Annotated in this window: 24 protein-coding genes and 1 tRNA gene; 7 read left to right on the top strand and 18 right to left on the bottom strand. The window is 59.4% G+C overall.

What is annotated here, in order from left to right; all coding sequences use genetic code 11:
- Nucleotides 1–79 precede the first annotated feature (79 nt).
- Nucleotides 80–1,567, bottom strand: coding sequence for a sensor histidine kinase (locus tag BAD_RS03480; RefSeq protein ID WP_033500243.1), 1,488 nt, complete (start codon nucleotides 1,565–1,567; stop codon nucleotides 80–82).
- 131 nt (nucleotides 1,568–1,698) lie between these two features.
- Here BAD_RS03480 and BAD_RS03475 point away from each other — a divergent pair, with 131 nt between their 5' ends.
- The gene (locus BAD_RS03475; RefSeq protein WP_003809592.1) at nucleotides 1,699–2,586 is read left to right on the top strand and encodes a PAQR family membrane homeostasis protein TrhA; all 888 of its coding nucleotides are present in this window, start codon (nucleotides 1,699–1,701) and stop codon (nucleotides 2,584–2,586) included.
- Nucleotides 2,587–2,683: 97 nt separating this feature from the next.
- Here the strand turns inward: BAD_RS03475 and BAD_RS03470 are convergent, their stop codons facing one another.
- The 13 genes from BAD_RS03470 to BAD_RS03410 all read right to left on the bottom strand — a co-directional run bounded on the left by BAD_RS03470 (nucleotide 2,684) and on the right by BAD_RS03410 (nucleotide 17,805).
- Nucleotides 2,684–3,163 (bottom strand): GreA/GreB family elongation factor, encoded by a 480-nt coding sequence (locus tag BAD_RS03470; protein ID WP_003809594.1) that lies wholly within the window; start codon nucleotides 3,161–3,163, stop codon nucleotides 2,684–2,686.
- Nucleotides 3,164–3,201: 38 nt separating this feature from the next.
- On the bottom strand, nucleotides 3,202–3,609 hold the full coding sequence (locus BAD_RS03465; RefSeq protein WP_003809595.1) for an FKBP-type peptidyl-prolyl cis-trans isomerase: 408 nt from the start codon (nucleotides 3,607–3,609) through the stop codon (nucleotides 3,202–3,204).
- 52 nt (nucleotides 3,610–3,661) lie between these two features.
- Nucleotides 3,662–5,122, bottom strand: a complete 1,461-nt coding sequence (locus BAD_RS03460) for an L-serine ammonia-lyase (RefSeq protein WP_011743077.1) — start codon at nucleotides 5,120–5,122, stop codon at nucleotides 3,662–3,664.
- Between the two features lie 33 nt (nucleotides 5,123–5,155).
- On the bottom strand, nucleotides 5,156–5,731 hold the full coding sequence (locus BAD_RS03455) for a hypothetical protein (RefSeq protein ID WP_011743076.1): 576 nt from the start codon (nucleotides 5,729–5,731) through the stop codon (nucleotides 5,156–5,158).
- 212 nt (nucleotides 5,732–5,943) lie between these two features.
- Nucleotides 5,944–6,023, bottom strand: a tRNA-Leu gene (locus tag BAD_RS03450).
- A gap of 47 nt (nucleotides 6,024–6,070) precedes the next feature.
- Nucleotides 6,071–7,066, bottom strand: coding sequence for a Ppx/GppA phosphatase family protein (locus BAD_RS03445; protein ID WP_011743075.1), 996 nt, complete (start codon nucleotides 7,064–7,066; stop codon nucleotides 6,071–6,073).
- Between the two features lie 12 nt (nucleotides 7,067–7,078).
- Complete coding sequence (locus tag BAD_RS03440) at nucleotides 7,079–7,645, bottom strand: DUF501 domain-containing protein (protein WP_162836573.1); 567 nt, start codon at nucleotides 7,643–7,645, stop codon at nucleotides 7,079–7,081.
- 7 nt (nucleotides 7,646–7,652) lie between these two features.
- Nucleotides 7,653–8,201, bottom strand: coding sequence for an FtsB family cell division protein (locus BAD_RS03435; RefSeq protein WP_003808949.1), 549 nt, complete (start codon nucleotides 8,199–8,201; stop codon nucleotides 7,653–7,655).
- 82 nt (nucleotides 8,202–8,283) lie between these two features.
- A complete protein-coding gene (gene eno, locus BAD_RS03430) occupies nucleotides 8,284–9,582 on the bottom strand; it encodes a phosphopyruvate hydratase (protein WP_003808948.1) in 1,299 nt (432 codons plus the stop codon).
- A 123-nt stretch (nucleotides 9,583–9,705) separates the two neighbouring features.
- Nucleotides 9,706–13,272, bottom strand: a complete 3,567-nt coding sequence (gene mfd, locus BAD_RS03425; RefSeq protein ID WP_011743074.1) for a transcription-repair coupling factor — start codon at nucleotides 13,270–13,272, stop codon at nucleotides 9,706–9,708.
- A complete protein-coding gene (gene pth / locus BAD_RS03420) occupies nucleotides 13,262–13,861 on the bottom strand; it encodes an aminoacyl-tRNA hydrolase (protein ID WP_011743073.1) in 600 nt (199 codons plus the stop codon). The genes mfd and pth overlap by 11 nt, the downstream gene beginning before the upstream one ends.
- Before the next feature lie 73 nt (nucleotides 13,862–13,934).
- Entirely contained in the window at nucleotides 13,935–14,459 is a 525-nt protein-coding gene (locus tag BAD_RS03415) for a GNAT family N-acetyltransferase (RefSeq protein WP_011743072.1), read from the bottom strand.
- A 94-nt stretch (nucleotides 14,460–14,553) separates the two neighbouring features.
- Nucleotides 14,554–17,805: a UPF0182 family membrane protein gene (locus BAD_RS03410; RefSeq protein ID WP_011743071.1), complete on the bottom strand. Its 3,252-nt coding sequence runs from the start codon at nucleotides 17,803–17,805 to the stop codon at nucleotides 14,554–14,556.
- 138 nt (nucleotides 17,806–17,943) lie between these two features.
- On the opposite strand from BAD_RS03410, the gene BAD_RS03405 reads away from it, so the two are divergent.
- Entirely contained in the window at nucleotides 17,944–19,173 is a 1,230-nt protein-coding gene (locus BAD_RS03405) for a glycoside hydrolase family 3 N-terminal domain-containing protein (RefSeq protein ID WP_035011272.1), read from the top strand.
- Nucleotides 19,174–19,203: 30 nt separating this feature from the next.
- Here the strand turns inward: BAD_RS03405 and BAD_RS03400 are convergent, their stop codons facing one another.
- A complete protein-coding gene (locus tag BAD_RS03400; protein ID WP_026645783.1) occupies nucleotides 19,204–19,539 on the bottom strand; it encodes a branched-chain amino acid transporter permease in 336 nt (111 codons plus the stop codon).
- Nucleotides 19,539–20,315: an AzlC family ABC transporter permease gene (locus tag BAD_RS03395; protein ID WP_003808935.1), complete on the bottom strand. Its 777-nt coding sequence runs from the start codon at nucleotides 20,313–20,315 to the stop codon at nucleotides 19,539–19,541. The genes BAD_RS03400 and BAD_RS03395 overlap by 1 nt, the downstream gene beginning before the upstream one ends.
- A 238-nt stretch (nucleotides 20,316–20,553) precedes the next feature.
- Between BAD_RS03395 and BAD_RS03390 the strand changes: the two genes are divergently transcribed.
- From BAD_RS03390 to BAD_RS03375, 4 genes are all read left to right on the top strand, one after another.
- A complete protein-coding gene (locus BAD_RS03390; RefSeq protein ID WP_011743068.1) occupies nucleotides 20,554–21,069 on the top strand; it encodes an NAD(P)H-dependent oxidoreductase in 516 nt (171 codons plus the stop codon).
- A gap of 182 nt (nucleotides 21,070–21,251) precedes the next feature.
- On the top strand, nucleotides 21,252–22,097 hold the full coding sequence (locus tag BAD_RS03385; protein WP_021913604.1) for a DUF3737 family protein: 846 nt from the start codon (nucleotides 21,252–21,254) through the stop codon (nucleotides 22,095–22,097).
- Nucleotides 22,098–22,117: 20 nt separating this feature from the next.
- A complete protein-coding gene (locus tag BAD_RS03380) occupies nucleotides 22,118–23,323 on the top strand; it encodes a MalY/PatB family protein (protein ID WP_003808927.1) in 1,206 nt (401 codons plus the stop codon).
- A 52-nt stretch (nucleotides 23,324–23,375) separates the two neighbouring features.
- The gene (locus BAD_RS03375) at nucleotides 23,376–23,906 is read left to right on the top strand and encodes a flavodoxin (RefSeq protein ID WP_231837107.1); all 531 of its coding nucleotides are present in this window, start codon (nucleotides 23,376–23,378) and stop codon (nucleotides 23,904–23,906) included.
- On the opposite strand, the gene BAD_RS03370 is transcribed toward BAD_RS03375, so the two are convergent.
- A complete protein-coding gene (locus tag BAD_RS03370) occupies nucleotides 23,875–24,432 on the bottom strand; it encodes a methylated-DNA--[protein]-cysteine S-methyltransferase (protein ID WP_041777283.1) in 558 nt (185 codons plus the stop codon). The genes BAD_RS03375 and BAD_RS03370 overlap by 32 nt on opposite strands.
- Before the next feature lie 242 nt (nucleotides 24,433–24,674).
- Here BAD_RS03370 and BAD_RS03365 point away from each other — a divergent pair, with 242 nt between their 5' ends.
- Nucleotides 24,675–25,469 carry an SDR family NAD(P)-dependent oxidoreductase gene (locus tag BAD_RS03365; RefSeq protein ID WP_041777282.1) on the top strand — a complete coding sequence of 265 codons (795 nt, stop codon included), beginning with the start codon at nucleotides 24,675–24,677 and terminating at the stop codon, nucleotides 25,467–25,469.
- Here the strand turns inward: BAD_RS03365 and BAD_RS03360 are convergent.
- On the bottom strand, nucleotides 25,459–26,907 hold the full coding sequence (locus BAD_RS03360) for an MATE family efflux transporter (protein ID WP_113736391.1): 1,449 nt from the start codon (nucleotides 26,905–26,907) through the stop codon (nucleotides 25,459–25,461). The genes BAD_RS03365 and BAD_RS03360 overlap by 11 nt on opposite strands.
- Between the last annotated feature and the right edge of the window lie 39 nt (nucleotides 26,908–26,946).

Here is a 26,946-nt window from a genome sequence, read left to right as displayed (position 1 = left end):
TTTTCAGGGCATATGGAAGGGCCGGTCGGATTCGATGGAATCCGACCGGCCCTTCCATATGCCATTCCAGTTCTAGAGGTCAGTTATCTTGCGCGGCACGCAGTTTCATGTCGAGCACCACACGGGTACCACCACCGCGACGTGGCTCCCAATGCACCGTTCCGCCAAAATCATTGGTGACGAACGTGTTGATGATCTGTGTTCCAAGCCCTGATCCGGAAGAGCGAGCCATGCCATCATGCTCCTCATCCGCCAAGCCGGTGCCATCATCCTCCACCACCACGTTGAGGTTATTGCCACCGCGGCCCACGGAAATCGTGATATGTCCTTCCTTACGTCCTTCGAAACCGTGTTCCACCGAATTGGTGATCAGTTCGGTAAGCACCAACGATAGCGGCGTGGCATCCTGTGCCGGCATCATGCCGAATTTGCCTACGAAATCGACATCGATGTGCTGGTCGCGCATCGTAGCCAAATCGACGGCCATCTTAAGCAGGTTGGAAATGACCTTGTCATAGTCGACGATCTCATCGGCGGTCTGGCTCAATCCCTCATGCACCATGGCGATGGTCTGCACGCGGCGCTGTGCTTCCTTGAGCTCCTTTTTGACCTCTTCGGACTTGGTCTTGCGCGCCTGCAAGCGCAGCAACGCGGATACCGCCTGAAGATTGTTCTTCACACGATGGTGAATCTCGGAAATGGTGGCGTCCTTGGTCTGCAATTCCTTCTCGCGGCGGCGCAATTCGCTGACGTCACGGCACAGCACGATACCACCCACGCGACCATTGGCGTCCATCAACGGCAGAGAGCGCATGGACACCGCGGCTTTGTTGGCGTCCAATTCGGAATCTACCGCGGCTTTGCCGCTCAGTACCAATGGCAGCGTTTCCAGCACCGGATCGTTCTCATGCAGCAGTTTGGTGCCGATCTCGCTCAGATACTCCCCCTGCATGGTGCTGACCGATCCCAAACGACGGAAACAGCTGATGGCGTTCGGAGACGCGTATCGGACGATGCCGTCGACGGTGAGCACGATGAAGCCATCCGCCACACGTGCGTTATGGCGCTGGTTCATAACCGGGTTACGGTACGGGAACTGGCCGCGCGGAATCATCTCATACAGCTGTTTGCCGGCGCTGATGCTTTCGGACTCATAACGGCCGTTCGATTCGCGTGTGGCCATGTTGGTCTCGCGGACCACCAAGCCAAGCGTCTTGCCATTATGACGCACCGGGGCGTACACGTTGCAGACCTTGGCCTTGCCGACCGTACGCAGTTTCGAGGAGCGGAACACCGATTCGGAGTCCATGGCCGCGTCAAGCTCGGCGCACAGGGATTCCGGGACGACGTTGCCGACCACATCCTCGGCTCTCAGACTCATCACCGTGGACGGACGGCATTGCTCGGCAATGATGTACTTGCCCTCGCCGTTCTGCAGGATTAGCAGCAAGTCGGCGAAACTCAAATCGGCAATCACCTGCCAATCGGCCACCAACTGGTGCAACCATTCACGATCGTCGTCACCGAAATCCGGACGGGTCATCAGGATATGTGAGAAATCAGCCATGCAACCATAATACGCATCAATGGCGAGGTTGCATACCATATGCCCACGTATAATGCGGAAACGCCGATTGACATATCCGACGGTTACGCTAACGTAGGTTACGGTTCCGTAACTTATAGTGGAGGCATCCGATGGCGAAACCTACAAACGCAGAAATCGAGGCGAAACGCGCGGTCATCGCCGAAGCACGCGAGCAGGCCCTGCAGGCGAAAGCTGAGACCATTCGCGTGAAGGCGCACAATAAGGCCGAGAACATTCGACGCAAGGCGGATGCAAAAGCCAAACGTGCCATCGCCAAAGGCGAAGCCCATGCCGCAAAAATCGAAGGCATCGTCCCCGCCGAAATCGAACGCAAAATCAGACTCGACGTGCATGGCAGGCCAAAGCCGCTCCTGCGTGGCTGGATCCACGCCATCGCCACTCCCCTGGCTCTTGCCGCGGGCATCGTGCTGATCTGCCTCGCTCATGGCACCGGGCTCAAATGGGCGTGCGCCGTGTTCATGACCTGCTCGCTGGTACTGTTCGGCAATTCCGCCTGTTATCATCTGGGAGATTGGTCACCACGGGTTACCGATGTGCTCCGTCGCATCGACCATATGAACATCTTTTTGCTGATCGCCGGCACTTATACGCCCGTTTCCTTCGCGCTCACGCCATTCTGGCGTGATTCCATCATCGCGGGCATGTGGATCTGCACCACGGTGGCGCTCATCATCCATGTCATCTGGATCAGCGCGCCTCGCTGGCTTTATGTTCTTGTCTATATTATTTTCGGTGTGTCCGGCGTCGCGTTCATGGGATTGTTCTGGATGTCCCCCTATGCCGGACCTACCGTGGTGATACTGCTGTGTGCCGGCGGCGCCTGCTATATCGCCGGAGCCATCGTGTATGCGCTGCGCAAGCCCGACCCCTGGCCGAAGGTGTTCGGCTTCCATGAGATCTTCCATACCGGAACCGTGGCGGGATACGCCTGCCACATGGTGGCCATCTACATGGTGATCGTGCAATTGTGGCCCTAAGGCGTAATCAACCCCACATGGACAAAACAAAATAAGCCCGTCCCCTCATCGTACGAATGCGATGGAGGAACGGGCTGTTGTTTTCGTCACACGTATGTCAGGCGAGCGGCTTGGCTTCCTTGATGGTCACGGAAATCTCACGGCCGTTCGGAGCGGTATAGGTCACCGTATCTCCGGCATGAGCGCCATTGATGGCGGCGCCAATCGGCGATTCAGGACTGATGATGCTGTAATCCGTGGCGATGGACAGGTCTCGCGTGCCAAGCACGTACACCATTTCACGTCCGTTGACTTCAAGGGTCACTAAGGATCCGTCACCGACCTCACCGGCCTTGGGCGCAGTCAGAATCTTCGCATTGCGCAGTTTGACGGTCAGTTCGTCGATACGTCCCTGATTCACGCGCTGCGCCTCACGGGCAGCCTGATAGCCGCCGTTCTCGCTCAAATCGCCTTCGGCACGCGCCGCGGAGACCTTGGACAGAATCTCGTCACGGTACTCGCCCTCACGCCAGGCGAGTTCTTCTTTCATCTTGTCGTACGCCTCCTGCGTCAGCAGGATCGTCTTTTCTTCGGCCATGTTATCCTCCTTGACCTTGGAAGAATGATACCCGTCAATCAGCGGGTGGAGATGATGTCGATCACGAACACCAGCGTGTCCTCGCCGCCGATGCCGGCCTGCGGAACGCCACGGGAGCCATAACCGTACTCCGGCGGAATGGACACCACCAGGCGGGAACCGACGTTGTGTCCCGGAACGGTCTGATCCCAGCCCTTGATGACCTGTCCCACACCGATGCCGAACGTGGCCGGCTGGTGACGGTCGAAGCTGGAGTCGAACGGGGTGTCCTTGCCCCAGACCACACCATGGTAGTTGACGGTGACGGTGTCTCCACGGCGGACCATCGGGCCATTGCCTTCAAAGAGCTCCACGACCTTCAGGCCGGCGGGAGCGATCTCAGTCGGGAATTCGATGGTCGGGCGATCGCCGAATTCGGCATTGACAACAGGCATTTCAGATGCCATGGTGAACCTCCTTGAAAAAACACAGTGTCACCAAGATTAGCACCATCCATCGCTAGCATTCAACAACATTGACCGCAAGACCGCCTTTCGACGTCTCCTTGTACTTGGCCATCATGTCCTCGCCGGTGTCCTTCATGGTTTTGATGGCTTGGTCAAGACTCACGATATGCGTGCCGTCGCCCAGCATGGCCATACGGACCGCGTTGATGGCGGTATTGGCCGCCATGGCGTTGCGTTCGATGCAGGGAATCTGCACCAGACCACCGACCGGATCGCAGGTCAGTCCCAGATTGTGCTCGATACCGATTTCCGCGGCATTCTCCACTTGGTGAGGCGTGCCGCCCATCACGGCGCACAGCCCCGCCGCGGCCATGGAACAGGCTGTGCCGACCTCGCCTTGACATCCGACTTCGGCACCGGAAATGGACGCGTTGCGTTTGAACAAGTATCCAATCGCCCCTGCGGTCAGCAGGAACGTCACCACACCATCCTCATCCGCATGATCCACGAAATGCCAATAATAGTGGAGCACCGCCGGAATGACGCCAGCCGCACCGTTGGTAGGCGCGGTGACGATGCGTCCGCCTGCCGCGTTCTCCTCGGAAACCGCCAATGCGAACAGGTCGACCCATGCGGCGTCCGATGATTCGAGTACAGCGTCGGAGCGCCTGCCGTCCCGTTTGAGCACGTCGCTGTTGGATGCGAGCCTTGCATACATTTTTGGCGCCCTGCGGGGCACGTCAAGGCCGCCAGGCAGAACGGTTTGGTTGGTATTGCAACCGTGCTGCACGCAGCGGCGCATCACATGCCATACAGTGTCCAAATCGCTGCGCACCTGCACGGCGGACCGCATGGCCGTCTCATTGGCCCACACCACATCGGCCACACTCATGTGATGTTCATCGCACAGCGAGATCAGTTCGTCGCATGTGGTGAACGGATAGGGCATATCCATATCGATATCGGTTGAGGAATCGTCGGTCTGATCGGCGAAGGCCGTTCCCGCAGGGGGTTTCTCATGGATGCCGATCATCAGGTCGTCGGCGTCGCCTTGTCTGACGAATCCACCGCCAATGGAATACCAGACCTGTTCGTCGATGAGATTGTTCTGCCGGTCGAAGGCTTGGAATCGCATGCCGTTGGGATGGGCCGCCATGCGGTGCCATACATCCATCACCACATCGCGTCCGTAATCGAAATCGATGCGATGCGTGCCGTTGAGCATCAGCTCGCCGCCTGCCTCGCATTCCATACGGATATTGCTCATGTGATCGGTATCGACGGTTTTCGGTACGTTGCCTTCCAAGCCCGCCACCGTGGCGCGATCGGTACCGTGCCCAAGACCGGTCAGGGCGAGCGAACCATACAGTACCGTTCGCACGCGGCCGACCCGGTTCAGTATGCCGTCACGTTCAAGGGAGGCAGCGAATCTGCTGGCCGCGACCATCGGTCCTACGGTGTGCGACGAGCTGGGGCCGACGCCGATGGTGAACATCTCCAGAATGCTGAACATGTATATTGCGCTCTCTTTTCCGCGTCTTCGCCGTCACGCCGCGTAAAGCACGCTGAACATGCGAATCATGATGAGTAGGCCGATGATGGCAATGACGATTTCCGCGATAAGCAGAATTATCGCAACGGTTTTGCGATTGCCGAGTTTGACGTCGAGCAGTTTTGCGAAAAGGAAAGCGACGAAGCCCAAGGCTGCTCCGTTCAGCGCGATCGCGCCGATCTGGCCGTTGGTAAGAACGCTTTCCCCGACTTTGGCGAGTATCGAATTGATGGTGGCGGTGAACACCAGCAGGCTCCATACGCCGTATCCAATCAATCCTACCGCCGCATAGCCGAACGGGCGGAATCGTTCCTTGAGTTTGAAAGTGAACGATTCGGCGCACCACAACAATGCGAAGCCCACGACGAAGGTGAACGCCACGGCAAGGAATGCGGCTTCCAATGCCCACGGAACGAGTGCCAACGAATGGTCCATCAAGGTAAAGTACAGCGGAGAACATGCGATTTCGCCGATAGCGAGCACGCCGGCAACGATAATCGCCTGCGCAAGCATCAGGGGGATTTCAGTGGCGGGCTGTTCGATTACAGGCTTGATGTCTTTCGAAGTCATGCGTCATCCGTTTCAGTCGGTGTCATACGGTTTGTAATGTCCGACAGTGTACCTACGGAATGTTTCGGGAACGATATGCCACATTTTGCCTACACATTGCCCACATTTTTCCATAACCCACCGTGGAAAAGGGTTGAATCGCAGTGAATCGCGATGATGCCAAAACCGTTGGAGAATAAAGGAAAACCGCCATCTCTGGCGGTTTCCAAAAGTGCCTCCAGCGGGACTCGAACCCACAATCCGAAGAGGTCGATTTTAAGTCGACTGCGTATACCGATTTCGCCATGGAGGCTTTGCGCCGGCCAGAAGAAAAAGCCGACGCCAAGCTATTATGCCACGTCAGCGCGCAGCAAGCAATCTCTTGCCGTAATCCAGCACGATGCCGTCCAACAGACCATGCTCGCTGGCCATGAAGGAGTCGATGCGCTGGCCATGATCCTCATATGCGGCTTCAGACACCTTGGCAAGCACACGGTTCCACACCAATGCGCCGCCGCCGACCACATCGACGCGTCCGGGATGAATGGTCTTGTAGGTCAGACGCTCCTCACGAGGCATGTGCAGGAACCGGTTGTCAACGGCATAGGCATCTTCCAGCGTGCAGCGTGCGCCGTCCACGGCGGTGTGGTCGTATTCCGTCAATCCCATAGCCAATGCGGTCATGGTGGTGACCGTTCCGGACACGCCGATGATGGTGTGGGTCTTGCCGGCGGGAACGGTCTTGAACGCCTCGTCGATATGCGCGTCGATATCCGCGACCGCCTCGGCGATCTGCCCCTCGGTCGGCGGGTCGTTTTTCAGATGACGCTCCGTCATACGGACAGACCCGATATTCATGGAGAACGCGGCCTGCACCTGCGTGCTCGGATGGGTGACGCCGTCGCCTCCCAGCACCAGTTCGGTGGAACCTCCGCCCAAATCGACCACCAGATAGGGGGCCTCGACCTCGCGATGGACGATGCTGGTGGCACCAAGGAAGCTTAAATCCGCTTCCTCCGTGCCTGGAATGACTTCGGGACGCACGCCCAAGATCTTCTCGATGTTGTCTTCGAATTCCTCACGGTTCTCGGCATCACGGGTGGCCGATGTGGCCACGAAGCGGATGCCGTCCACGGGATGTTCGGCAAGCACGCCGGCGAATTCTCGGGCGGCCTCATAGGCGCGCGCCAACGCCTCGTCGGCGAAGCGATGGGTTTTGTCCACATCCTGACCGAGACGAATCACCCGCAGGATGCGCGGAACGATGTCTTCCACACCGTCCTCGCTCACACGCGAGACTTTCAGACGAATCGAATTCGTGCCGCAATCAATACCGGCAACGGTTACCGACTTCATTACTCCCACCTTCTACTCTTCGTTTTCCACTGCGCAACGGCATACGGCCGGATCGAACTCATGTTTGATGGCGGACAGGGCCATATCACCGATGGGGTTGGCGCCCTCACCCATCACCAGCGTCTGGGCCAACAACGCATGCAGGCATTTGACACGCACCGGCATGCCGCCGGCACTGGTGCCTTCGATGTGTTCCTCGCTGTCTTCCAAGGCCAAAGCGATTTCATGGCGGAACGCGAGGTACAGTTCGTGGGCACGTTCGTATCCGGCACGCAGATCCTCGTTTTCGGCCAGCATATCGTTGTATTCCTTCATCTTGCCTTCGGCTTCGATGTGGGAGATGGCCTTCACCGCTTCGGGCCCGGTCAGATAGCAGGTCGTCGGGAACGGGACACCGCCTGGAAGCAACGGCCGGGTGACCACAGCCAAAGGCCGGCCGCATACGCAACGGGCTCCGACGGCGACCATGCCGCGCGGGTAACGTCCAAGCTGACGCTCCACCACGGCGATATCATGTTCGGTGGCGGGTTGGGCAAGCACTTTGTCCGCCAAACCCTTGGCCTGTTCGATAATCGTCATGTCCATGTCACTCCTGTCCGTCTTCTGACGGCTGCTGACCGTCCTGTTGCGATTGGCCAGTCTGTTGTTGACTGTCCTGTTTGTCTTCTTCGCCGGCATGCTGCGACTGTTTCGTCGAGTCGGCCTTCACGGGATCCGACCGATCCGCCTGCTTGAAGGAATATGCAAGCTCCTTATACCACGGCAGGGCGGTTTTCGGTGATTCGTCGTATGTCGTCCCTTTTTTCGGCTCGCTCTTGCCGGTCACCGCTTCGGGATGCTCGACACGAATCGCCTGTTCGCCGGGGAAGACGAATCCCAAACGATCCCTGGCCTGGGCGGTGACATACGCCTTGTCATCCCATCTTGCGATATCGTTCTCCAGCTCGCGTTTCTGCGCGACCAACGCCGCTTCCTGTTTTTTCAGTCCGTTAAGCTCTGCCAGATTCAACGCATAGGTATGGAATGTCGATGCCAACTGGATGGTTCCCAAAGCCACGATGAACAATGCCACGAAGAACGCGACCGGGCCGGCGCCGCCGCGTTGTGATGGTTTTTTTCGTGCCTTCGAACTCATAGCAACGAAAATACCCGTCGCGTTCGACTTGGAACACGACGGGTATTTCTATGTCAACGCATTCATGATGCGCTGGCTACGCTCACTCGGCGATGTACTTCTTGCAGGCCTTGAAAGCGCTGTAGCCGGCGTACTGAGCGGTGGAGCCGAGCTCCTCCTCAATCTCGAGCAGGCGGTTGTACTTGGCGATACGCTCGCCACGAGCCGGGGCACCGGTCTTGATCTGGCCGGTGTTCTTTGCCACAGCCAGGTCGGAGATGGTGGTGTCCGGGGTCTCGCCGGAACGGTGGGAAACCATGGAGGTGAAGCCGTTCTTGGTGGCCAGCTCGATGGCGTCGAGGGTCTCGGTGACGGTGCCGATCTGGTTGAGCTTGACCAGCAGGGAGTTGGCGGCGCCGAGCTTGATGCCCTTGGCCAGACGTGCCGGGTTGGTGACCAGCAGGTCGTCGCCGACGAACTGCAGGCGATCGCCGAGCTTGGCGGTGATGGCCGCCCAGTCGTCCCAGCCTTCTTCCTGGAACGGATCCTCGATGGAGACGATCGGGTACTCGTTGATGAGGTTCTCGTAGAAGTCGAGCATGTAGCCGGCCTCACGGTCGTCGCCTTCGAAGTGGTACTTGCCGGTCTCCTTGTTGTAGAACTCGGAGGAAGCCACATCGAGGGAGATGCCGATCTGCTTGCCCGGCTCGTAGCCGGCGGCGGAGATGGCGTCCATGATGTAGTTCAGGGAGTCCTTGTTGGACTTCATCTTCGGAGCGAAGCCGCCCTCGTCGCCGAGGCCGGTGTTCAGGCCCTGCTTCTTCAGGACGTTCTTCAGGGTGTGGTAGACCTCGACGCCAGCCTGCAGAGCCTCGCTGTAGGTGTTGAAGCCGTACGGGGAGATCATGTACTCCTGGATGTCGGTGGCGAAGTCAGCGTGGGCGCCACCGTTCATGATGTTCATGTTCGGGACCGGCAGGATGTGGCCGTTGGTGCCGCCGATGTAGCGGTACAGCGGCTGATCCGCGGACTCGGCGGAAGCGTACAGAGCGGCCAGGGACACGCCGAGGATGGCGTTGGCGCCCAGACGGCCCTTGTTCGGGGTGCCGTCGAGCTCGATCATGGTCTCATCGAGAGCGCGCTGATCGGAAGCGTCCATGCCGATGACCTTCGGAGCGATCTCCTCGTTCACGGCCTTGACGGCGTTGAGCACACCCTTGCCCTGGTAAACAGACTTGTCGCCATCGCGACGCTCCCAAGCCTCGGCTTCGCCGGTGGAAGCACCGGACGGAACGAGGCCCAGGCCCTGAGCACCGTCATCGGTGTCAAGAACGACCTCGACGGTCGGGTTGCCGCGGGAATCGAGAATCTGACGCGCGTAAACGCTTTCAATTACTGCCACAACTACTCCTTATAAACGTTAGGTTGTGATGACAATGCCAAGAATAGTGCGATTTATGGACGTATGCCAAACTTTGCCCGCATGTTCCATGTGAACGCTCACACTCTTTTTTGCATCCCACTGTCATTGACGCGGTGTCGGTTTCCAGTCCAAATCGTCAAGCAATTGACTGGTCCATCCGACCACTTCGTCCGAGCTCATCGGCTTGGAACCAAGCGAGCCTGCGAATGGAGCCGGTACCAGATACGTCTTGGTCAACGGCCGGTACTGGATGCCTTTGTAGATTCTGGCCATGCGCATCTGCACGGATTCACGCGGCTCGAACTTCGACACGCGCACGTTGCGTCCTTGCGCGATGATCTCGGAAATGCCGAGCTTGCGAGCCTTGAACCGCAACCGCGCCACGTCGAACAGCGCCTCGAAATCGACGGGCGGCTTGCCGTAACGGTCGGTGAGTTCGTCGCGCAGCTCGTCGAGATCGTCTTCGGTGCGTGCGGAGGCGAGTTTCTGGTACGCTTCCAATCGCAGTTTGTCCGAATCGATGTAGTCGACGGGAATGGACGCCTCGATCGGCAGGTCGATGGTGACGGCAACCGATTCCTTGCGTTCCGGCTCCTTGTACTGTTCGACCGCTTCGGACACCATACGCACGTACAGGTCGAAGCCGACGCCTTCGATATGGCCGCTCTGCTCATCGCCCAGCAAATTGCCGGTGCCGCGCAATTCGAGATCCTTCATGGCTACGTCGAAGCCAGAGCCGAGCGCGGTGTTCTGCGCGATGGTGGCGAGCCTGTCATGCGATTGCTGGGTCATCGGCTTGGTCGGATCGTACAGGAAGTACGCATACGCGCGCTCACGTCCACGACCGACGCGGCCACGCAGCTGATGCAATTGGCTCAAGCCGAAGCGGTCGGCATGGTCGACGATCAGCGTGTTGGCGTTGGAGATATCAAGGCCGGTTTCGATGATGGTGGTGCATACCAGCACGTCGATGTCGCGATGCCAGAAGTCGCGGATCACACCGTCAAGCTGTTTCTCCCCCATCTTGCCGTGGGCTATGCCGACATGCGATTCGGGCACGAGCTCGTGGATTTTCGCCGCGACGGAGGAGATGTCCTGCACACGATTGTGCACGTAGAACACCTGCCCACCACGCAACAGCTCGCGCCGGATGGCGGCGGTGACCTGCGCGTCCTCGTAAGCGCCGACGTAGGTGAGCACCGGCAGGCGATCCTCCGGCGGCGTGGCCAGCGTGGACATTTCGCGGATACCGGTGACAGCCATTTCCAACGTGCGCGGGATAGGCGTTGCCGACAGGCTCAGCACGTCCACATTGGTGCGCAACGCCTTGAGCGTCTCCTTGTGCTCGACGCCGAAACGCTGTTCCTCGTCGATGATGACGAGTCCCAGATCCTTGAACTTGATCTTCGGATTGAGCAGCTTGTGCGTGCCGATGACCACATCCACGGAACCGTCTTCAAGCCCCTTGATGGTCTCGTTGATCTCCTTGGCGGTCTGGAATCGGCTCATGGCAGCCACGTTCACGGGGAAGCCTTCGAAACGTTCGGTGAAAGTCTCGAAATGCTGTTGCACGAGCAGTGTGGTCGGCACGAGCACGGCCACCTGCTTGGAATCCTGCACCGCCTTGAACGCGGCGCGCACCGCGATTTCGGTTTTGCCAAAGCCCACATCGCCGCAGATCAGACGGTCCATCGGAATGGGTTTCTCCATATCCGACTTGACCTCGTCGATGGTGGTGAGCTGGTCGGCCGTCTCCTGATAGGGGAAAGCGTCCTCCAGCTCCTTCTGCCACGGCGTGTCCTTGCTGAAGGCATAGCCTTTCGTACGCTGGCGTGCCGAGTAGAGCTTGACCAGATCCTCGGCGATCTCATGCACATGCTTGCGCGCCTTGGCTTTGGTGGCGGCCCAGTCGGAACCGCCCAGCTTGTTGAGTTTCGGCGTTTCGGCGCCGATGTATTTGCTGACCTGGTCGAGCTGGTCGGTGGGGATGAACAGTTTGTCCGCCGGCGCGCCTCGTTTGCTGGGAGCGTATTCGATGACCAGGTATTCTCGGGTGGTCTGGTTCTCGCCTTTGCCGATGGTACGTTGGCGCATCTCGACGAACCGGCCGATGCCATGCTGTTCGTGCACGACGTAATCGCCCGTTTTGAGTTCCATCAGGTCGATGGCCTTGCGTCGGCGTTTCGGCGTTTTCGCCTGTCCTGCGGCGGATGTGCGGCCGGTCAGGTCGCGTTCGGTGAGCAGGGCGATTTTCGCGGCGTCGTCCACGAAACCGTCGATGGCGTGCGATCGGACGCAATCGAAATTCGCGATGCCGGTTTCGTTGATCGCACGCTTCAGTCGGGTGAGTGTGCCTTGGGCCGCGGCCGTGATCGTCACCGCATAGCCGGCGTCGAGCAGTCCTTCGATGCCGGAGGCCGCTTTGTTTTCGTCACCGCGGTATTCACCGGGTTTGGTGGCATCAAGTTGGATGTGGCCTTCCCGGGTGGCGTCGACGCCGAAGCTGGTGAGTTTCCACACGTCATGTTTGGAGAAGACGAGTGCGGAGATGGTTTCCTCGAAATCGTAGAAATTCGCCTGGTCGAAGGTGATCGGCGCTCCGGCGCCATGTCCGGATGCGGCGACGTGCCAGCTTGCGGCAAGGAATTCGTTGGCGGTTTTCGCCAGATCGTCGGCGGCGCGACGAAGTTTTTCCGGGTCGGACAGCATGACCAGCGCATGCTTGGGCAGCATGCCCTGCACCGGTTCCATATCGTCGACCAGCGCGGGCAGCAGCGATTCCATGCCTTCCACCGGGATGGCGTTGGCGATGGATCCGAGCATGTCCTCGGCGTTGGGAATGGAGCCGATCAGCGATTTCGCACGTTGGCGAATCTGGTCGGTCAACTGCAGTTCACGGCATGGCGTGGCCCATACGGTGGAAATATCCTTACCGTAGGTGCGCTGGTCGGATGCGTGGAATTCACGTATGGTGTCGATCTCGTCGCCGAAGAATTCGATACGCACCGGATGCGGCAGAGTGGGCGGAAAAACGTCGATGATGCCACCGCGGACGGCGAATTCGCCACGGTCCATCACCAAGTCGACGCGCGTGTACGCGTTTTCCACCAGTTTGCGGGATGCTTCGTCAAGAAGCAGTTCCTCGCCTTGGGAGAACACGAGTGGTTCGACGTCCCCCAAGCCTGCGACCACCGGTTGGATGAGGGAGCGCACCGGCATGACCAGAATGCGGATGGGGCCGAACAGCGTGCTGCCCTCTTCGGGATGCTTCAGCCTGCGGAACACCGCCATGCGGCTTGCCACAGTGTCCGCGCGTGGTGAAAGCCGTTCATGGGGAAGGGTCTCCCATGCTTCAAGCTGCGCCACATCGTTTGGGTCTCCGTCATACCAGGAACGGATGGACTCCACGGTTTCCTCAGCTTCGCGGCTGGAGGCGACGACGAGCACGACCGGCTGTTTGCCCGCAGCGCCGGCTGCGAGCGCCGGGCGTAGGCCGTCCGGCACACCGACGGTGATGCTGGGGTCGATGTCTGATTCCGGTTCTTCGATTTCCCCGGCGATGAGCGCGCGGAAATCGTCATCGGTTTCCAGCACGTCGAGGATGCCGGCAAGCGAGCCTGCGGTCGGCAGTTGCGGTGGTTGCGCCGGAGACGTCGGTTCAGCGGCCATTGAATCGCTCCTGGGCTTTGGCGAGACCGTCGAAGATGATGGTTTCGGCCGCGTCGGCACCGTCGGCGAGGAATTCGGGGAGCTGCTTGCGTTGGTCCGGTCCGAAGCCGCCCAGCACCCAGTTCACGGTGTTGTCGTGCGCGTGGGCTCCGCGTTGGGCGTGGCCGACGCCCATGCGCACGCGCGCGTATTTCGGGGTGCCGAGCGAACGGTCGATGGATTTGATGCCGTTGTGCCCGCCTGCGGAGCCGCCGGCTTTGACTTTGATTCTGCCGAAGTCGAGGTCCATGTCGTCGTGGATAACCACGATATGGTCCGGTTCGATCTGGTAGTAGGCGCTGATGGAGGCGACCGCGTTGCCGGATTCGTTCATGTAGGTGAGTGGCTTGGCGAGGAAGAATTTGACGTTGCGGCCGGATAGGTTCATCACGCCTTTGCCGAGCATGGCGAGTCCCTTGTGGTCGGAGAAGTTGACGGACCAGCGTTCGGCCAGCACGTCGGCGGTCATGAAGCCCATGTTGTGGCGGGTGCCCTCATATTTGGAGCCGGGGTTGCCCAGTCCTGCGATCAGCCAGAAATCAGATGCCATAATAATCGTCCATTCCTCTGTGTTCTTGCGTGCTCTCGTCTTGTTTAACCGCACAGATTCTACTGTCAGGTGCTTACAGGTCGAGATGCCAGTAGCTCATGTCGCGCATGGTTCCGGTGGAGTCGGTGGCGGCTTGGGGCATGAGTCCGAATTGGGTGAATCCGAAATGTTTCATCAGTGCGATGGATCCGCGGTTGTCGGCGAAGATGATGCCGCAGGCTTTGCGCATGTGGCGGTTTCGGCATTCGTCAAGCAGTCTGGCCAGTGTGAAGGTGCCCGCTCCCCTGCCCTGCCATTCGGGGGCGATGTAGTAGGCGAGGTCGGTGACGCCGTCGTAGCCGGCGCGGTCGTAGAACACGGACAGCGCGGAGAAGCCGATGATCCGTTCGCCGCCTTCCGTGGCTGCATCCGTGGCAGGCACGGTGGTGACGAACACCGCATATGGATCGTGGTGCGATTCCACCCATGCCTTGCGTTGCGCGTAGGTACGTGGCGTGGTGTCGGCGGACGAGCCGCCGCGGATGACTGCCGCGTTGTAGATGTCGGTGATCGCTTGGATATCGTCTTGCGTCGCGATGCGGAAAGAATAGTCGGCCATGCGCCCAGCATACCCGGCGGCGAACGACAACAGGGGCCGGTTCCTTTGGAAGGAGCCGGCCCCTGCGTATTTCATGAAGGGAATCGGACGGGAATCACTGTTCGAGTTCGATGGCCTTGTTCAGTGCTTCCTGAAGCTGCTTCTGAGCGTCGCCGTAGGCGGACCAATCGCCCTTCTTCATGGCGGCATCGGAATCCTTCATGGCCTGTGCGGCATCGTCGAGTGCCTTCTTCAGGTCGGCGCTCATCGTGCCGGACGAATCGCCATTATTGCCGCCGGTCTTACCGTCGGTATTGGATGGCGTGTCCTGCTTGCCGTCAGTGTTGGTCTTGCCATCGGCGGAATCGTCGTTCTTAGCATCCTGCTTGTCATCGGTGGTGTCGCCCACGTTTTCGGCGTCGCCTGCGGACGCGCCGGAATCGCCGCCGAACACCTGGTCGAGAGCCTCGTCCAGCGTGTCGGCGAAGCCGACCTGGTCGCCGAATGCGACGAGCACCTTCTTCAGCAGCGGGAAGCTGGTGGAGCCGGACGATTTGACGTACACCGGCTGCACGTAGACCAGGCCTCCGCCGAGAGGCAGGGTGAGCAGGTTGCCGCGCTGCACATTGGTCGAGCCGGATTCGAGCAGGTTGAGTTCCTTCGACACGTCGGCGGACGCGTTGAAGTTGTTCTGCGCCTGGCCGGGGCCCGGCACGTTGGAATCCTTCGGCAGTTCCTGCAATCGTATGGTGCCGTAGCTCGAGCCGATTTTGCCTTTCTCGTGGCCCGCGTCGGAATCGACCGACAGGAAGCCGGTCAGGATTTCCCTGGTGGACGAGCCTGCGGGAATGTACGACGAGGTCAGCGAGAACACCGGTTCGCTGGAGCCGCCGGTCTGCAGCGTCAGATAGTACGGCGGCTGCAGGATGTCTCGCTGTTGCGCCTGCTGCGATTCGGTCGGGTCGACGGGGGTCTGCCAGAAATCCTCTCCGGAGAAGAACTGGTTGGCGCTGGACACGTGGTATTTGGCCAGCAGTTCGCGCTGCACCTTGAACAGGCTTTCCGGATAACGCATGTGGCTCATCAGGTCGCCGGAGATTTCCGACAGCTGGTGGTACTGGCCGGGGAAGATCTTCTCCCAGGCTTTGACGACCGGGTCGGACTGGTCCCATACATACAGGTCCACGGAACCGTCGTATGCGTCCACGGTGGCTTTCACGGAATTGCGGATGTAGTTGGCGTTCTTCGAGTTCAGGCTGCTTACCGTGTCGGAGGATTCCGTGGTGGAGTCCTTGGTGGCCTCGCCCAAGTCGGTCATCTGAGAGTATGGGTAGGCGTCCGAAGTGGTGTAGCCGTCCACGATCCACTTGACCCGTCCGTCCACCACGGCCGGGTATACGCGGCCGTCAAGCGTCAGATACGGCGCGACTTTGGCCACACGTTCCTTCGGGGAACGGTCGTAGAGAATCTGCGAATTGGAGTTCACACGGTTGGAGAACAGGATCTGGTCGGAGCCGAAGCGGATGGCGTACAGCAGTCTGGAGAAGATGTTGCCGATCTTCGGACCGCCATCGCCCTTGAAGGTGTTGGTGGCGCCTTCCGAACCGGTCGGATAGTCGAATTCCCAGGATTTGGTGCCTTCCGGAGCGCCTACGATCGAATATTCGGTGGCGTTCGGAGAGAAGTAGATGCGCGGCTCGTACTTTTCGGAATCGGTGAGCTTGCCTTGGGTGGGGATGCCCGCTTCGAAGAACTTCGGCTGGCCGTCGGCGGTCACCTTGTTGCCGTAGGCGGCCACAACGCCATAGCCGTGCGTGTACACGGTGTGGTCGTTGACCCAGTTGCGGTTGTCGAGACCGTCCAGATCGAGTTCGCGCGCGGCGATCACCGTGTCCTGGCTGACGCCGTCGACGTCGTATTTGTCGACCGCGACGGTGTCGGCGAACGTGTAGTACTGCTTGGACTGCTGCAGCTGTTTGAACGTCGGGGAGATAATCTGCGGGTCGAGCAGGCGGATCTGAGCGGTGGATTCCGCGGAATCAGCCAATGCGCCTTCCTCGCCTTCGGTGGTGGCCTTGTACTGTTCGGCCTTCACCTTGTCCAAGCCGTACGCGGCGCGGGTGGCGTCGATGTTGCGCTGGATATAGGTGGATTCCATTTCCTGCGCGTTCGGATTGACGCGGAAGCGCTGCAGCAGCACCGGCCAGGCCACGGTAAGCACCAGGCTCACCACGATGGCGGAGGCGATGGCCACGGTCGGCACCTTCCACGCCTTGAGCGCTTCGGAAGCACGTGCCGCGATGGGTGCGGAACCTTCCAACGTATGGGATTTCATAATCCACAGGCCCAGTATCACGCCAAGGATGGCGGTGATGGCGGCCATGATGAACGTGACGGGGATGGTGGCGTTCACCGTGGTGTAGGTGGCACCGGTGATTCTGCTGCCTTCCTCGGTCAGGTGCGAGAACACTCCCAGAACCTGATTGGCGGCCCAGGCGAACATGTTGAGCATCAGCCAGATGCCGATCTGGCGGCGGGCGCGTTTGGTGATGCGGAACAGGCCATGGCCGTTCACCGGCATGGTGATGCGGATGCCGCCCATAAGCACGTGGGTGACGATGGAGAAGATGATGCCAGCGAGCAGCAACAGCGAGACAGCGGACATGATGAGTTTCAGTCCGGGCAGCACGAACACGTAGAAGCCGTTGTCGATGCCGAACTGCGGATCCTTGGTGCCGAAGCTTTGCGAGTTGAACATGAGCAGGATTTCGGACCAGTTCGCGTTGAACTGGGAGCCGAACACCAGTCCGACAATCAGGGAGATGACCACGGCGATGCGTCGAGCGCTCTTGGAGCTCACGCTCTTGCCGATTTCGATGGTGTCGCCGTTCACGCGGATGGTGGAGCCGTCCGCAGCGTCGGGACGCGCCCATATCGCCAGCGTGGCGGAGATGAAGCCGACTGCGGCGATAAGCACCGCGTACGCCAGCCAGAGGCCGACCCTGGTGCCCAGCTGCGTCCAAATCACGCTTTGGAAGCCGAGCTGGCTGTACCACATGACATCGGTGACGAACTGCGCGAGCGCGAAGAACAGTCCGATGACGATGGCGAGCGCCAGCACCACGCCGATGAAGATCTTGCTGCCGTTCGACGGTTTGCGCGGACGGTTCGGCTTGCTGGTGATGCGGGGGCCCGAAGGTCGTTTCGGGGGAACGTTCGACGATGGTTGCGGACCGTCCCCTCCGTCGGTTTCGACGTTGAGGATGATCGGATCGTCGTTGCTGGGTTTGCGCGGATTCTGCCTGCCGGCACGGTTCGAGCCGCCTTCGGGATCGAACATGGGACCAAACATATCAAAGAAAGACATGCTAATAGCCTAGCGACAGGCGAGGAACGCCGTTAAGCCGCCAGCCGAACGGATCTGGCCGTGGGCTGAATCGGCTGTTCCGTGGCATGTTCGTATGAAGGGAACATATGGGGAATGCCGGCATGCCATAATGGCGGTATGAAGAAGGCTCATGGGTTTTTCACACGATTGGTGGCTGCCTGCTGCGTGGCGATGCTGCCGGTCACGTTGGCCGCATGTTCCGGCGACGCTTCCCCATCGGACGCCGCCACCGCAGCTTTTTCCACTCGCCGGCCGACGGTCACGCATGATTCCCTCGACAAGGCGCAAGTGCCGTCCGTCCGCGACGATTCGCCGCATGCCAAGGCGGTGCGGGCCGTGGAGTCCATGAGTGTCGAGGAACGGGTCGGGCAGCTGGTTATGGCACCATTGTTCGCTGGTTCCGATCCGTCATCGTTGTATGACCTCATTGCGAACAGGCATGTTGGTTCGGTTTTGATCATCGGCAACTGGACTTCGGGGATCGCCGGGGTCGCGGCCGCCACATCCACGCTGCAATCGTATGCTCCGGGCGACAACCAGCTGTTGATGTCCACCGATCAGGAGGGTGGTCTGGTCCAGCATCTCAAGGGGGCCGGGTTTGATACCATGCCTTCGGCCACCCAGCAGGGCGCAATGGATGTCAGCCAGTTGAGGCAATCGGCATCCGCATGGGGCACGCAGCTCAAGGCTGCGGGCATCAATGTCGATCTGGCGCCCGTCGTCGGCACGGTGACCGTGGACCGTTCGTCGAACGCCCCGATTGGCGCGCTGTACCGTGATTTCGGTCTTGATCCGGCCGGCAATGCGGACCATGCGAAGGCGTTCATACAGGGCATGTCCGATTCGGGGGTAGGCAGCGCCATCAAACATTATCCGGGTTTGGGATCGGTGACCGGCAATACCGATTTCACCGCGAACGGCATCCTCGACACCACCACCACGTTGGATGGTCCGGAAATCAGCGCGTTCAACGGCACGTTGGAGGCAAGCCCTTCGATGGTGATGATGTCTTTGGCCACATATCAGGCGATCGATCCGAATAATCCGGCCGTGTTCTCATCAACGCTGGTCACCGGCTATCTGCGCGGGAAAATCGGCTTCCAAGGCGTCGTCACTTCCGATTCCCTGTCCGCAACGGCTTTGAGTGGCGTGCAGCCGAGTGATTTGGGTGTGCGGCTGGTCGAAGCCGGCGGCGATTTGGCATGTATCGGCGCCTCTTCCTACGTGCAGCCGGTGTTGGACGGATTGAACGCCAAAGCGGCCGGCGATGCGACGTTCGCGCGGAAGGTGCAGCAATCCGCCATTCGTGTGATGACGCTCAAATACGAGATGGGGCTCGCCAGGTAATCGCAATGCCAAGCACAGGCGGAAGCCGTCTTACGAGAAAACCAGCTGTACCAGCAGCATATAGACGGCGGTGCCGCCGGCGATCGACAGCAGCATGTTCCTTTTCCATATGTGCAGCAGGGCGATTGCGATAATCGCCAACAATTCGGGAATGCCGTGGCTGCCTGACGTCAGGTGCACTCCTTTGAGCGAGTACACGACGAGCAGGCCTGTCATGGCATACGGCAGGACGGTGCCCAGGTAGGTGATGAAACGCGGCGGTTCCTTCGATTCGGGGAACAGCAGGAACGGCAGGAAACGTGTCAGCATGGTGCCGAGCATCGCCATGATGATGGTGATGACGCCTTGCCACGTGGTCATGATCATCATGCGTTCGTCTCCTTGTCCGCGTTGTTCGTTTCGTTCTCCCCGTCCGTCTTGTCGATCTTCAGGTCGTCCAGGTATGGCCGCAGCAGAATGAACATGACGAGCATGGCGACCAGGGATGGGATCATGAAATTGTCGGCGCCGAACACCCCCAGACAGATCGCGGGCACCGCTATGCCGGTAAGCGCGGCCATGTGGCTTTTGCGTTTCGTGGTCAGCCATTGATCCACGAAAATGACGGCGAACATGGCGGTCATGATGAAGTCGAGACCGGAGGTGTTGAAGGTGATGCGTTCTCCGAGAAGGCCGCCAAGCGTGGCGCCGGCCACCCATGATGACTGGTTGAGCAGGCCGACGAAGAAGTAGAACCATCCGCGATCGACGTCGGCCGCAATGATGGTGCCGTTGTCGATGGCGAAGGTCTCGTCGCACAACGAGAAAATGAGATACGGCTTCTTGGCGCCCATGTTCTTGAACCGGCCGAGCATGGAGATGCCGTAGAACAGATGACGGGTGCCGAGCATGACGGCCAGCATGAACGTGACGAACGGGTTGAACGCGGACACCAGCAGATTCACGGTGACGAATTCCATGGAACCGGTGAAGATGAACGCGCTCATGCACATGGGCCACAGGAACGAAAAGCCGCGCGTGCCCATCAGCACGCCGTACGACAACGCCAGAAGGAAGAAGCTGATGCAGACCGGCGACGTCCGCGGCAACGCCGTTCTGAACGCCTTGCCCATGACAGCATTCCTGTTCTGCGTCCGCACCATTAAATATCAGCCCTTCTTCCGTCCGTTCCCATGCTTCTCTTCTCATGCCTTCTCTTGCCGCGCCCTGATATACCCCGACGCGCCACAACGACGGCCAACATACTATCGCCGACCCCGACAAAACATGCGCAACCGTATCGGCGCGTGGACATCGACGGATTACGTACAAAGCAAGCGCGGCGAGATTATCATGCTGCATACTGGAACGTAACAAAAAACCTTTGGACAAGGAGCATGAATGAAGACACTGGTTCTGGTGTTCCACCCGCATCTGGAGAAGTCGCAGGTCAACCGCAAGCTCATGGACGCGGCCAACGAGACCGGCGACGTGACCGTGATGGACGAGTACGCCGCATATCCCGACTTCAAAATCAACGTCGAACATGAGCAGGAGCTCATCGAAACGCATGACCGCATCGTGCTGCAGTTCCCGTTCTACTGGTACAGCTCCCCCGCGCTGCTCAAGCAGTGGGAGGATGACGTGATCAAGGCCGGCTGGGCCTACGGCGGCGGGCGGGCGCTCGAAGGCAAGGAGTTCATGTTGGCCGTGTCCACCGGCTCTCCGGCGGACTCCTACACGCGTGAAGGCAGCCATGTGCGCACCATGGAGGAGCTGCTTTCCCCGTTCGAGACCACGTTCCGTCATACGCATGCCACATATCTGAAGCCGTTCCTCATCCAAGGCGTCGCCACGTCCACCGATGAGCAGATCGACGCCGCCGCGGCGAAGTATCCGGCAGCGCTGATCGGCTGATTCCTCTGCCTGTTTCGGCGCGCATTTCCCGATTTTCCGCAGGGAGCCGTGTTCGCTCCAGACGAACGTGGCTCCCTGTTTGACTTCAAGTACTTGAAGTTCCTATTCTCTTCCAACAGAGCATGAAGGAGCATACGGTGAATAACACTCCAGATACATTTACATCCGCTGCGGAGCAGGACATGTCCGAAACCCGCCAGGCGTTCCTCACCGGCGAGCGCGCGGAGTTCTTCGCGCATGACCGCCGGTACGTCGATACGATTTTCGACGATGGCGAATCGCCGTTGAAGCATGCCCATGACATCGAACTGAGGTCGAGCTCGTTCAAATGGAAGTATCCGCTGTGGTATTGCTCGGATATCGATGCGAAGGACTGCACGTGGTTTGAGATGGCACGTGCGGGCGTATGGTACACGGACCATATCACGGTGGAGGATTCAACGATCGAGGCGCCGAAGAATTTCCGCCGCTGCCATGACGTGACGTTACGCAACGTGGATTTTGTCAACGCCGAGGAGACATTGTGGGCCTGTTCCGGCGTGACGTTGGACAATGTGAGCGCGCATGGCGACTATCTGGCGATGAATTGCGCGGATGTGAAAGCCGACAACCTACGTTTGGTGGGCAATTATCCGTTCGATGGCGCAAGGAACGTGGAGATTTCCAATTCCCGTCTGATTTCGAAGGATTGTTTCTGGAACTGTGAGAACGTGACGGTGCGCGATTCGTTCATTTCCGGCGAGTATCTGGCGTGGAACTCGCGTAACGTGACGTTCGAGCATTGCACGATCGAAAGCCTGCAGGGCCTGTGCTACGTGGACCATCTGGTGTTGCGTGACTGCCGGCTCGTCAATACGACGCTCGCGTTCGAATATTCCTCCGTCGATGCCGACGTGCGCGGCACGATCGACAGCGTGTTCAATCCTTCGTCCGGCACGATTCGCGCCGACCATATCAACGAGCTGACGCTCGATCCGGCGAAAATCGATCCGACGGCCACGACGATCGTGACAGCCGACGCCGCATAACAGTAGGTAGGATTGGCGGTATGACTTACGATTTCGATACTCCGATCGACCGTTCCGGCACGTACTCGCTCAAATGGGAGGAGGCTGGCGACGCGCTGCCCATGTGGGTGGCGGATATGGATTTCCAGACCGCGCCCGTAATCCGCGAGGCGTTGCGTCGGCGCGTCGAGCATGGCGTTTTCGGCTATTCGATCGTGCCGCCAGAATGGAATCAGGCGTACGTGGATTGGTGGGGACGCCGTCATGGGCTTGCCATCGACCCGGACTCGCTGGTGTTCTGCACCGGTGTGGTGCCGGCGATCTCCAGCATGGTCAGGAAACTCACCACGCCGAACGAGAACGTCGTGATCATGACGCCGGTCTACAACATCTTCTTCAATTCGATTCTCAACAATGGCTGCCGTGTGCTTGAATCGCCGCTCGCCTATGACGGCGAAGGACATTACGAGATCGATTGGGCTGATTTCGAAACGAAACTCGCCGACCCGCAGACCACGCTGATGATTCTGTGCAACCCGCATAATCCGATCGACCGTATTTGGGATTGTGAGACTTTGGAACGTATCGGCGAACTGTGCTGGAAGCATCATGTGACGGTGGTCAGCGATGAGATCCACTGCGATCTGACCGATCCGGGTTTCGATTACGTGCCGTTCGCCTCGGTGGGCGAGCATTGCGCGATGAATTCGGTGACCTGCATGGCTCCGACCAAAACGTTCAACATCGCAGGACTGAATTCCGCGGCCGTGATGATTCCGAATCCGGTGCTGCGTCATAAGGTGTGGCGAGCTTTGAACACCGATGAGGTGGCGGAGCCGAACGCCTTCGCCATGGACGCCACCCTGGCCGCGTTCAACGAGGGCGAACCGTGGCTGAACGAACTGCGCGCTTATCTGGCCGGCAACAAGGCGACCGCGCGTGCGATGTTCGACAAATACAACGCTTCGGTGCCGGCCGACCGGCGCATCATCATGGTCGAAGGACATGCCACCTACCTGTTGTGGGTCGACTGTTCGGCCATCACGCATGACACGGATGCGTTGTGCGATTATCTCAAACGCGAGCATAAGGTGATGTTCTCCGAGGGTTCCGAATATGGTGGCAACGGTCATGATTTCGTGCGTATCAACGTGGCCTGTCCGCGTGCACGCATGATCGAGGGTCTTGCACGGTTCATCGACGGTCTGCTCGCGTATCGAGCACAATCGTTTCCAAAGATGGACTGATAAACCCTTGGACTGACGCATGACGGATGCGGCAACGGCCTCTTCAAGGACCATGAAAGGACGCAACATGGTGGTGGTGTTTTTCTCCCGCGCCGGCGAAAACTACGAAGTGGGCGAGGTGACGGTCGGCAATACCGCGAAGCTTGCCCAAGAGGTGGCCCGGCGGACCGATTCGCCGATGATTGAAATCGCACGTACCGAGCCTTATCCGGAACGGTACGCCGCGACCTCAGAAATGGTGCAGGAGGAGCAGCGTGTCAACGTGCGTCTGCCGTTCACGCTCAGCGGCGATACCGATGCGCTCGACTCGTCCGATACCGTGTTCCTCGGCTATCCGATTTGGTGCGGCGATATGCCGATGCTCGTGTACGCTTTTCTGGAAAGCCGCGACTGGTCCGGAAAGACCATTTATCCGTTCTGCACGCACGGCGGCAGCGGGCTTGGACGGACTCCGGAACGTATCGCCGCAATCACCAAGACGACGGTGAAGCCGGGGCTTGCGGTCATGGGGACCGACGCACAGAACAACGCAAGTAAAACCGCCGAAGCCGTCAGCGGGTGGATCGCCAAATCCGGTCTATAGATTCGCAATCCACATCCATCCGTTCCGTCTGCTTCAGCACGCCTTCGAGTTGGAGCAGACGGATTTTGGTTTCAATGCCTCCCGCATAACCGGTGAGACTGCCGTCAGCGCCGACGACCCGATGGCAGGGCACGATAAGCGCGATCGGATTGCGGTGCACCGCTCCTCCGATGGCGCGTGCGGATACCCTACGCCCGTCCGCACGTTTCAACTCCAATCGACGTGCGAGTCCGCCGTATGAAACCGTTTCGCCGTATGGCACTTTCCGCAGCAATGCCCATGCTTCCTTGCGGAATGGCGTGCCTTCCAGCAGCAACGGCACTTCGGTCCGAGGTATGCAACCTGCAAAGTATTCGTCCAGCCATCGTTTCGCGGCGCCAATCGTCGGCGAATCACCCAAAACCGCGGAATCATCGTCCGCATAGCCTGGCTGCCAATCGAACCACAGGCCGAGCAATGCCGTTTCGTCGGCGATCAGCGTGATGCCGCCAAGCGGCGAATCGTAATGCGACTTTGTTTTCACCACTGTCCTCCACCCCTCCACAAAACACCTATCTCGCCTATGGATGGCGGATTTCGTCTTTCGACACATGTTATCTCGCTTATAGATGGCGGACGGCAAAGTGAAAAGCCGCGCTTTTTACCCCCATACACTATCTCAGGGGGTATAAGTCGAAAAACATCCGCCATCTATAGTGGAGATAGCATCAGGCAGACCCGCGAATCCGCCATTCATAGGCGAGATAGGACCAAAACGAAGGAGTTGGCATGGGATACGCACTCATCACGGGAGCGTCCGGCGGCATCGGACGCGAACTGGCGGCGCTGTTCGCAGCGGACGGACATGACCTGGTGATCACCGCCCGCAGCCAGGAACGGCTTGACATGGTAAAAACCAAGCTCGAGCAGCGTTTTGGCGTGCATGTGGTGACGTTCGCCATAGATCTGAGCGAAGCAAATGCGCCGAAGAAACTCCATGATTTCACCACATCACAAGGTATTGCGGTCGACCATCTCGTTAATAACGCAGGCTTCGCTGACTGGACGGATTTTCTCGACGCCGACTGGAACCGGCAAAATGAGATGATGCAGCTCAACATGCATGCGCTCGCTGAGTTGACGTATCGGTATGGCCGAGACATGCGCGCCAACGGGCATGGCAGGATTTTGAATATTTCGTCCGTCGCCTCGATGATGGCAGGCCCATACATGGCGATGTATTTCGCGTCGAAGGCATTCGTGCGTTCGCTATCCGAGGCAGTGGCCCACGAATTGCGCGGCACGGGCGTGACGGTGACCTGCGTATGTCCCGGTCCGACCACGACCGGCTTTCAGAAGGCTGCGAATATGAGTGGCCGCAACTTCTTCACCATGACCAAACCGGCCACCGCACGTCAGCTTGCCACGTACGCCTACCGCAGGATGATGCGCGGCTCAACCCTCGCCTACCATGGTCCGCTCACCAAGGCGGGCGCGCTCGCGGAACGGGTTCTTCCCCGCGCTTTGACCCGGCGAATCGCCGCGTTCATGGACGGCGGCAAGCCGCACACGCTCAAGGTTTAACGGCGAATCGCTTGGACGGACGGTAGCAGAGCAGAGCAATGCCGATGAGTACGGCGGTTGCGGCGAGGCTAATCGGGTAGACGATCATAATGGCCTCGAACGTGCGATGCGCGGGGAACGCGAACGCGATCCAAGTGATGCGCACGCCGACCACGCCGATTACGGTGAGCAGCGCCGGCACCAGTGAGATGCCGAAGCCGCGCAGATATCCGGACATGACCTCGTATAGCATGCTGAACGTGTAGGCGGAGAACACCATGACGAGTCTGGTGTAGCCGACGGAAATGACCTCCGGTGTCGCATCGAACAACGCCAGCAGACTATGGCCGAAGAACAGCACGACGGCGATGGTGGCCGCGGTGACGATGAAATCCTCCAGAATGCAGATGCCAAGCACGCGCTTGCAGCGTCCAATCCGTTTGGCTCCATAGTTTTGCCCGGTGAAGGTGGCGCAGGCCTGGCTAAACGAGTTGAGCACGTAGTAGGCGATGATTTCGATGTTGAACGCGGCGCTGGAGGCGGCCATGACAACGGTGCCGAGACTGTTGATGGCGGCTTGGATGATGATGTTGGCCACGGCGAACACCGCGCTTTGCACGCCGGCGGGCAGTCCGATGCGCAGAATCTGACGCAGGGTGAACCAGTCGATGCCGAACTCGCGCAAATCAACATGGATGGCTGCGTCAGTATGAACCAGTCGATACAGCAGAATCATGGAGCTGACGACGTTCGCGATGACGGTGGCCGTCGCGACGCCCGAAACACCCCAATGGAACAATACGACGAAAATCAGTCCCATGGTCACGTTGAGCACGCCGGAAATGGCGAGTACGGCGAGCGGAGCCTGGGTGTCGCCGATGCTGCGGAAGATGGCTGTTTCGAAATTGTATAGCAGGATGACGGGCATGCCGATGAGGTAGATGCGCAGGTATGCGAGCGCCAGGGGGAACACGTCGGCGGTCACGTTGAGCATGCCGAGAAGCGGGCCGGCGAGCAATTCTCCGATGATGGCGACGATCACGCCGCCGATCAGGGCGGTGACGATGGACGTGTGCACGGCGTTGCGCACCGCTTCGCGGCTGCCTCGTCCGATGGCGTTGGCGATGACGACGTTCGCGCCGAGAGCGATGCCGATGAACAGGTTGAGGATGAGTCCGGTGACGGGCGCGTTGGAGCCGACGGCCGCGACCGCGGCGGTGCCGTCGGATTGGGAGAAGTTGCCGACGATCATGATGCCGGATGCGTTGAAGAGTTGTTCCAGAATGCCGGTCGCCGCCACGGGGAGCGCGAATCGCAGGACTTTCGTCCATATGCGCCCGTGCAGCATGTCTATGCCCTGCTTGTTGTGCACCATGTTTTTGTCTCCGCCAGCCGCAGCCGGCTCGTCGTTCTCTTCCGGAGGCATTGTAGTGGCGGCACCAAACGAGGGAATCGCCATGCCGTTTTGTAGGATGCTCTAAAAAAGGGCCATGACGTT

The organism is Bifidobacterium adolescentis ATCC 15703, assembly GCF_000010425.1.
Lineage (GTDB): Bacteria > Actinomycetota > Actinomycetes > Actinomycetales > Bifidobacteriaceae > Bifidobacterium > Bifidobacterium adolescentis.
This window is presented reverse-complemented; position numbering and strand designations above follow the sequence as displayed.

Excerpts from the sequence above, each read along its gene's own strand:
- BAD_RS03480 (WP_033500243.1), bottom strand. The coding sequence starts at position 1,567 with ATGGCTGATTTCTCACATATCCTGATGACCCGTCCGGATTTCGGTGAC.
- BAD_RS03475 (WP_003809592.1), top strand. The coding sequence starts at position 1,699 with ATGGCGAAACCTACAAACGCAGAAATCGAGGCGAAACGCGCGGTCATC.
- BAD_RS03470 (WP_003809594.1), bottom strand. The coding sequence starts at position 3,163 with ATGGCCGAAGAAAAGACGATCCTGCTGACGCAGGAGGCGTACGACAAG.
- BAD_RS03465 (WP_003809595.1), bottom strand. The coding sequence starts at position 3,609 with ATGGCATCTGAAATGCCTGTTGTCAATGCCGAATTCGGCGATCGCCCG.
- BAD_RS03460 (WP_011743077.1), bottom strand. The coding sequence starts at position 5,122 with ATGTTCAGCATTCTGGAGATGTTCACCATCGGCGTCGGCCCCAGCTCG.
- BAD_RS03455 (WP_011743076.1), bottom strand. The coding sequence starts at position 5,731 with ATGACTTCGAAAGACATCAAGCCTGTAATCGAACAGCCCGCCACTGAA.
- BAD_RS03445 (WP_011743075.1), bottom strand. The coding sequence starts at position 7,066 with ATGAAGTCGGTAACCGTTGCCGGTATTGATTGCGGCACGAATTCGATT.
- BAD_RS03440 (WP_162836573.1), bottom strand. The coding sequence starts at position 7,645 with ATGACGATTATCGAACAGGCCAAGGGTTTGGCGGACAAAGTGCTTGCC.
- BAD_RS03435 (WP_003808949.1), bottom strand. The coding sequence starts at position 8,201 with ATGAGTTCGAAGGCACGAAAAAAACCATCACAACGCGGCGGCGCCGGC.
- mfd (WP_011743074.1), bottom strand. The coding sequence starts at position 13,272 with ATGGCCGCTGAACCGACGTCTCCGGCGCAACCACCGCAACTGCCGACC.
- pth (WP_011743073.1), bottom strand. The coding sequence starts at position 13,861 with ATGGCATCTGATTTCTGGCTGATCGCAGGACTGGGCAACCCCGGCTCC.
- BAD_RS03415 (WP_011743072.1), bottom strand. The coding sequence starts at position 14,459 with ATGGCCGACTATTCTTTCCGCATCGCGACGCAAGACGATATCCAAGCG.
- BAD_RS03410 (WP_011743071.1), bottom strand. The coding sequence starts at position 17,805 with ATGTCTTTCTTTGATATGTTTGGTCCCATGTTCGATCCCGAAGGCGGC.
- BAD_RS03405 (WP_035011272.1), top strand. The coding sequence starts at position 17,944 with ATGAAGAAGGCTCATGGGTTTTTCACACGATTGGTGGCTGCCTGCTGC.
- BAD_RS03400 (WP_026645783.1), bottom strand. The coding sequence starts at position 19,539 with ATGATCATGACCACGTGGCAAGGCGTCATCACCATCATCATGGCGATG.
- BAD_RS03395 (WP_003808935.1), bottom strand. The coding sequence starts at position 20,315 with ATGGTGCGGACGCAGAACAGGAATGCTGTCATGGGCAAGGCGTTCAGA.
- BAD_RS03390 (WP_011743068.1), top strand. The coding sequence starts at position 20,554 with ATGAAGACACTGGTTCTGGTGTTCCACCCGCATCTGGAGAAGTCGCAG.
- BAD_RS03385 (WP_021913604.1), top strand. The coding sequence starts at position 21,252 with ATGTCCGAAACCCGCCAGGCGTTCCTCACCGGCGAGCGCGCGGAGTTC.
- BAD_RS03380 (WP_003808927.1), top strand. The coding sequence starts at position 22,118 with ATGACTTACGATTTCGATACTCCGATCGACCGTTCCGGCACGTACTCG.
- BAD_RS03375 (WP_231837107.1), top strand. The coding sequence starts at position 23,376 with ATGAAAGGACGCAACATGGTGGTGGTGTTTTTCTCCCGCGCCGGCGAA.
- BAD_RS03365 (WP_041777282.1), top strand. The coding sequence starts at position 24,675 with ATGGGATACGCACTCATCACGGGAGCGTCCGGCGGCATCGGACGCGAA.
- BAD_RS03360 (WP_113736391.1), bottom strand. The coding sequence starts at position 26,907 with ATGGCGATTCCCTCGTTTGGTGCCGCCACTACAATGCCTCCGGAAGAG.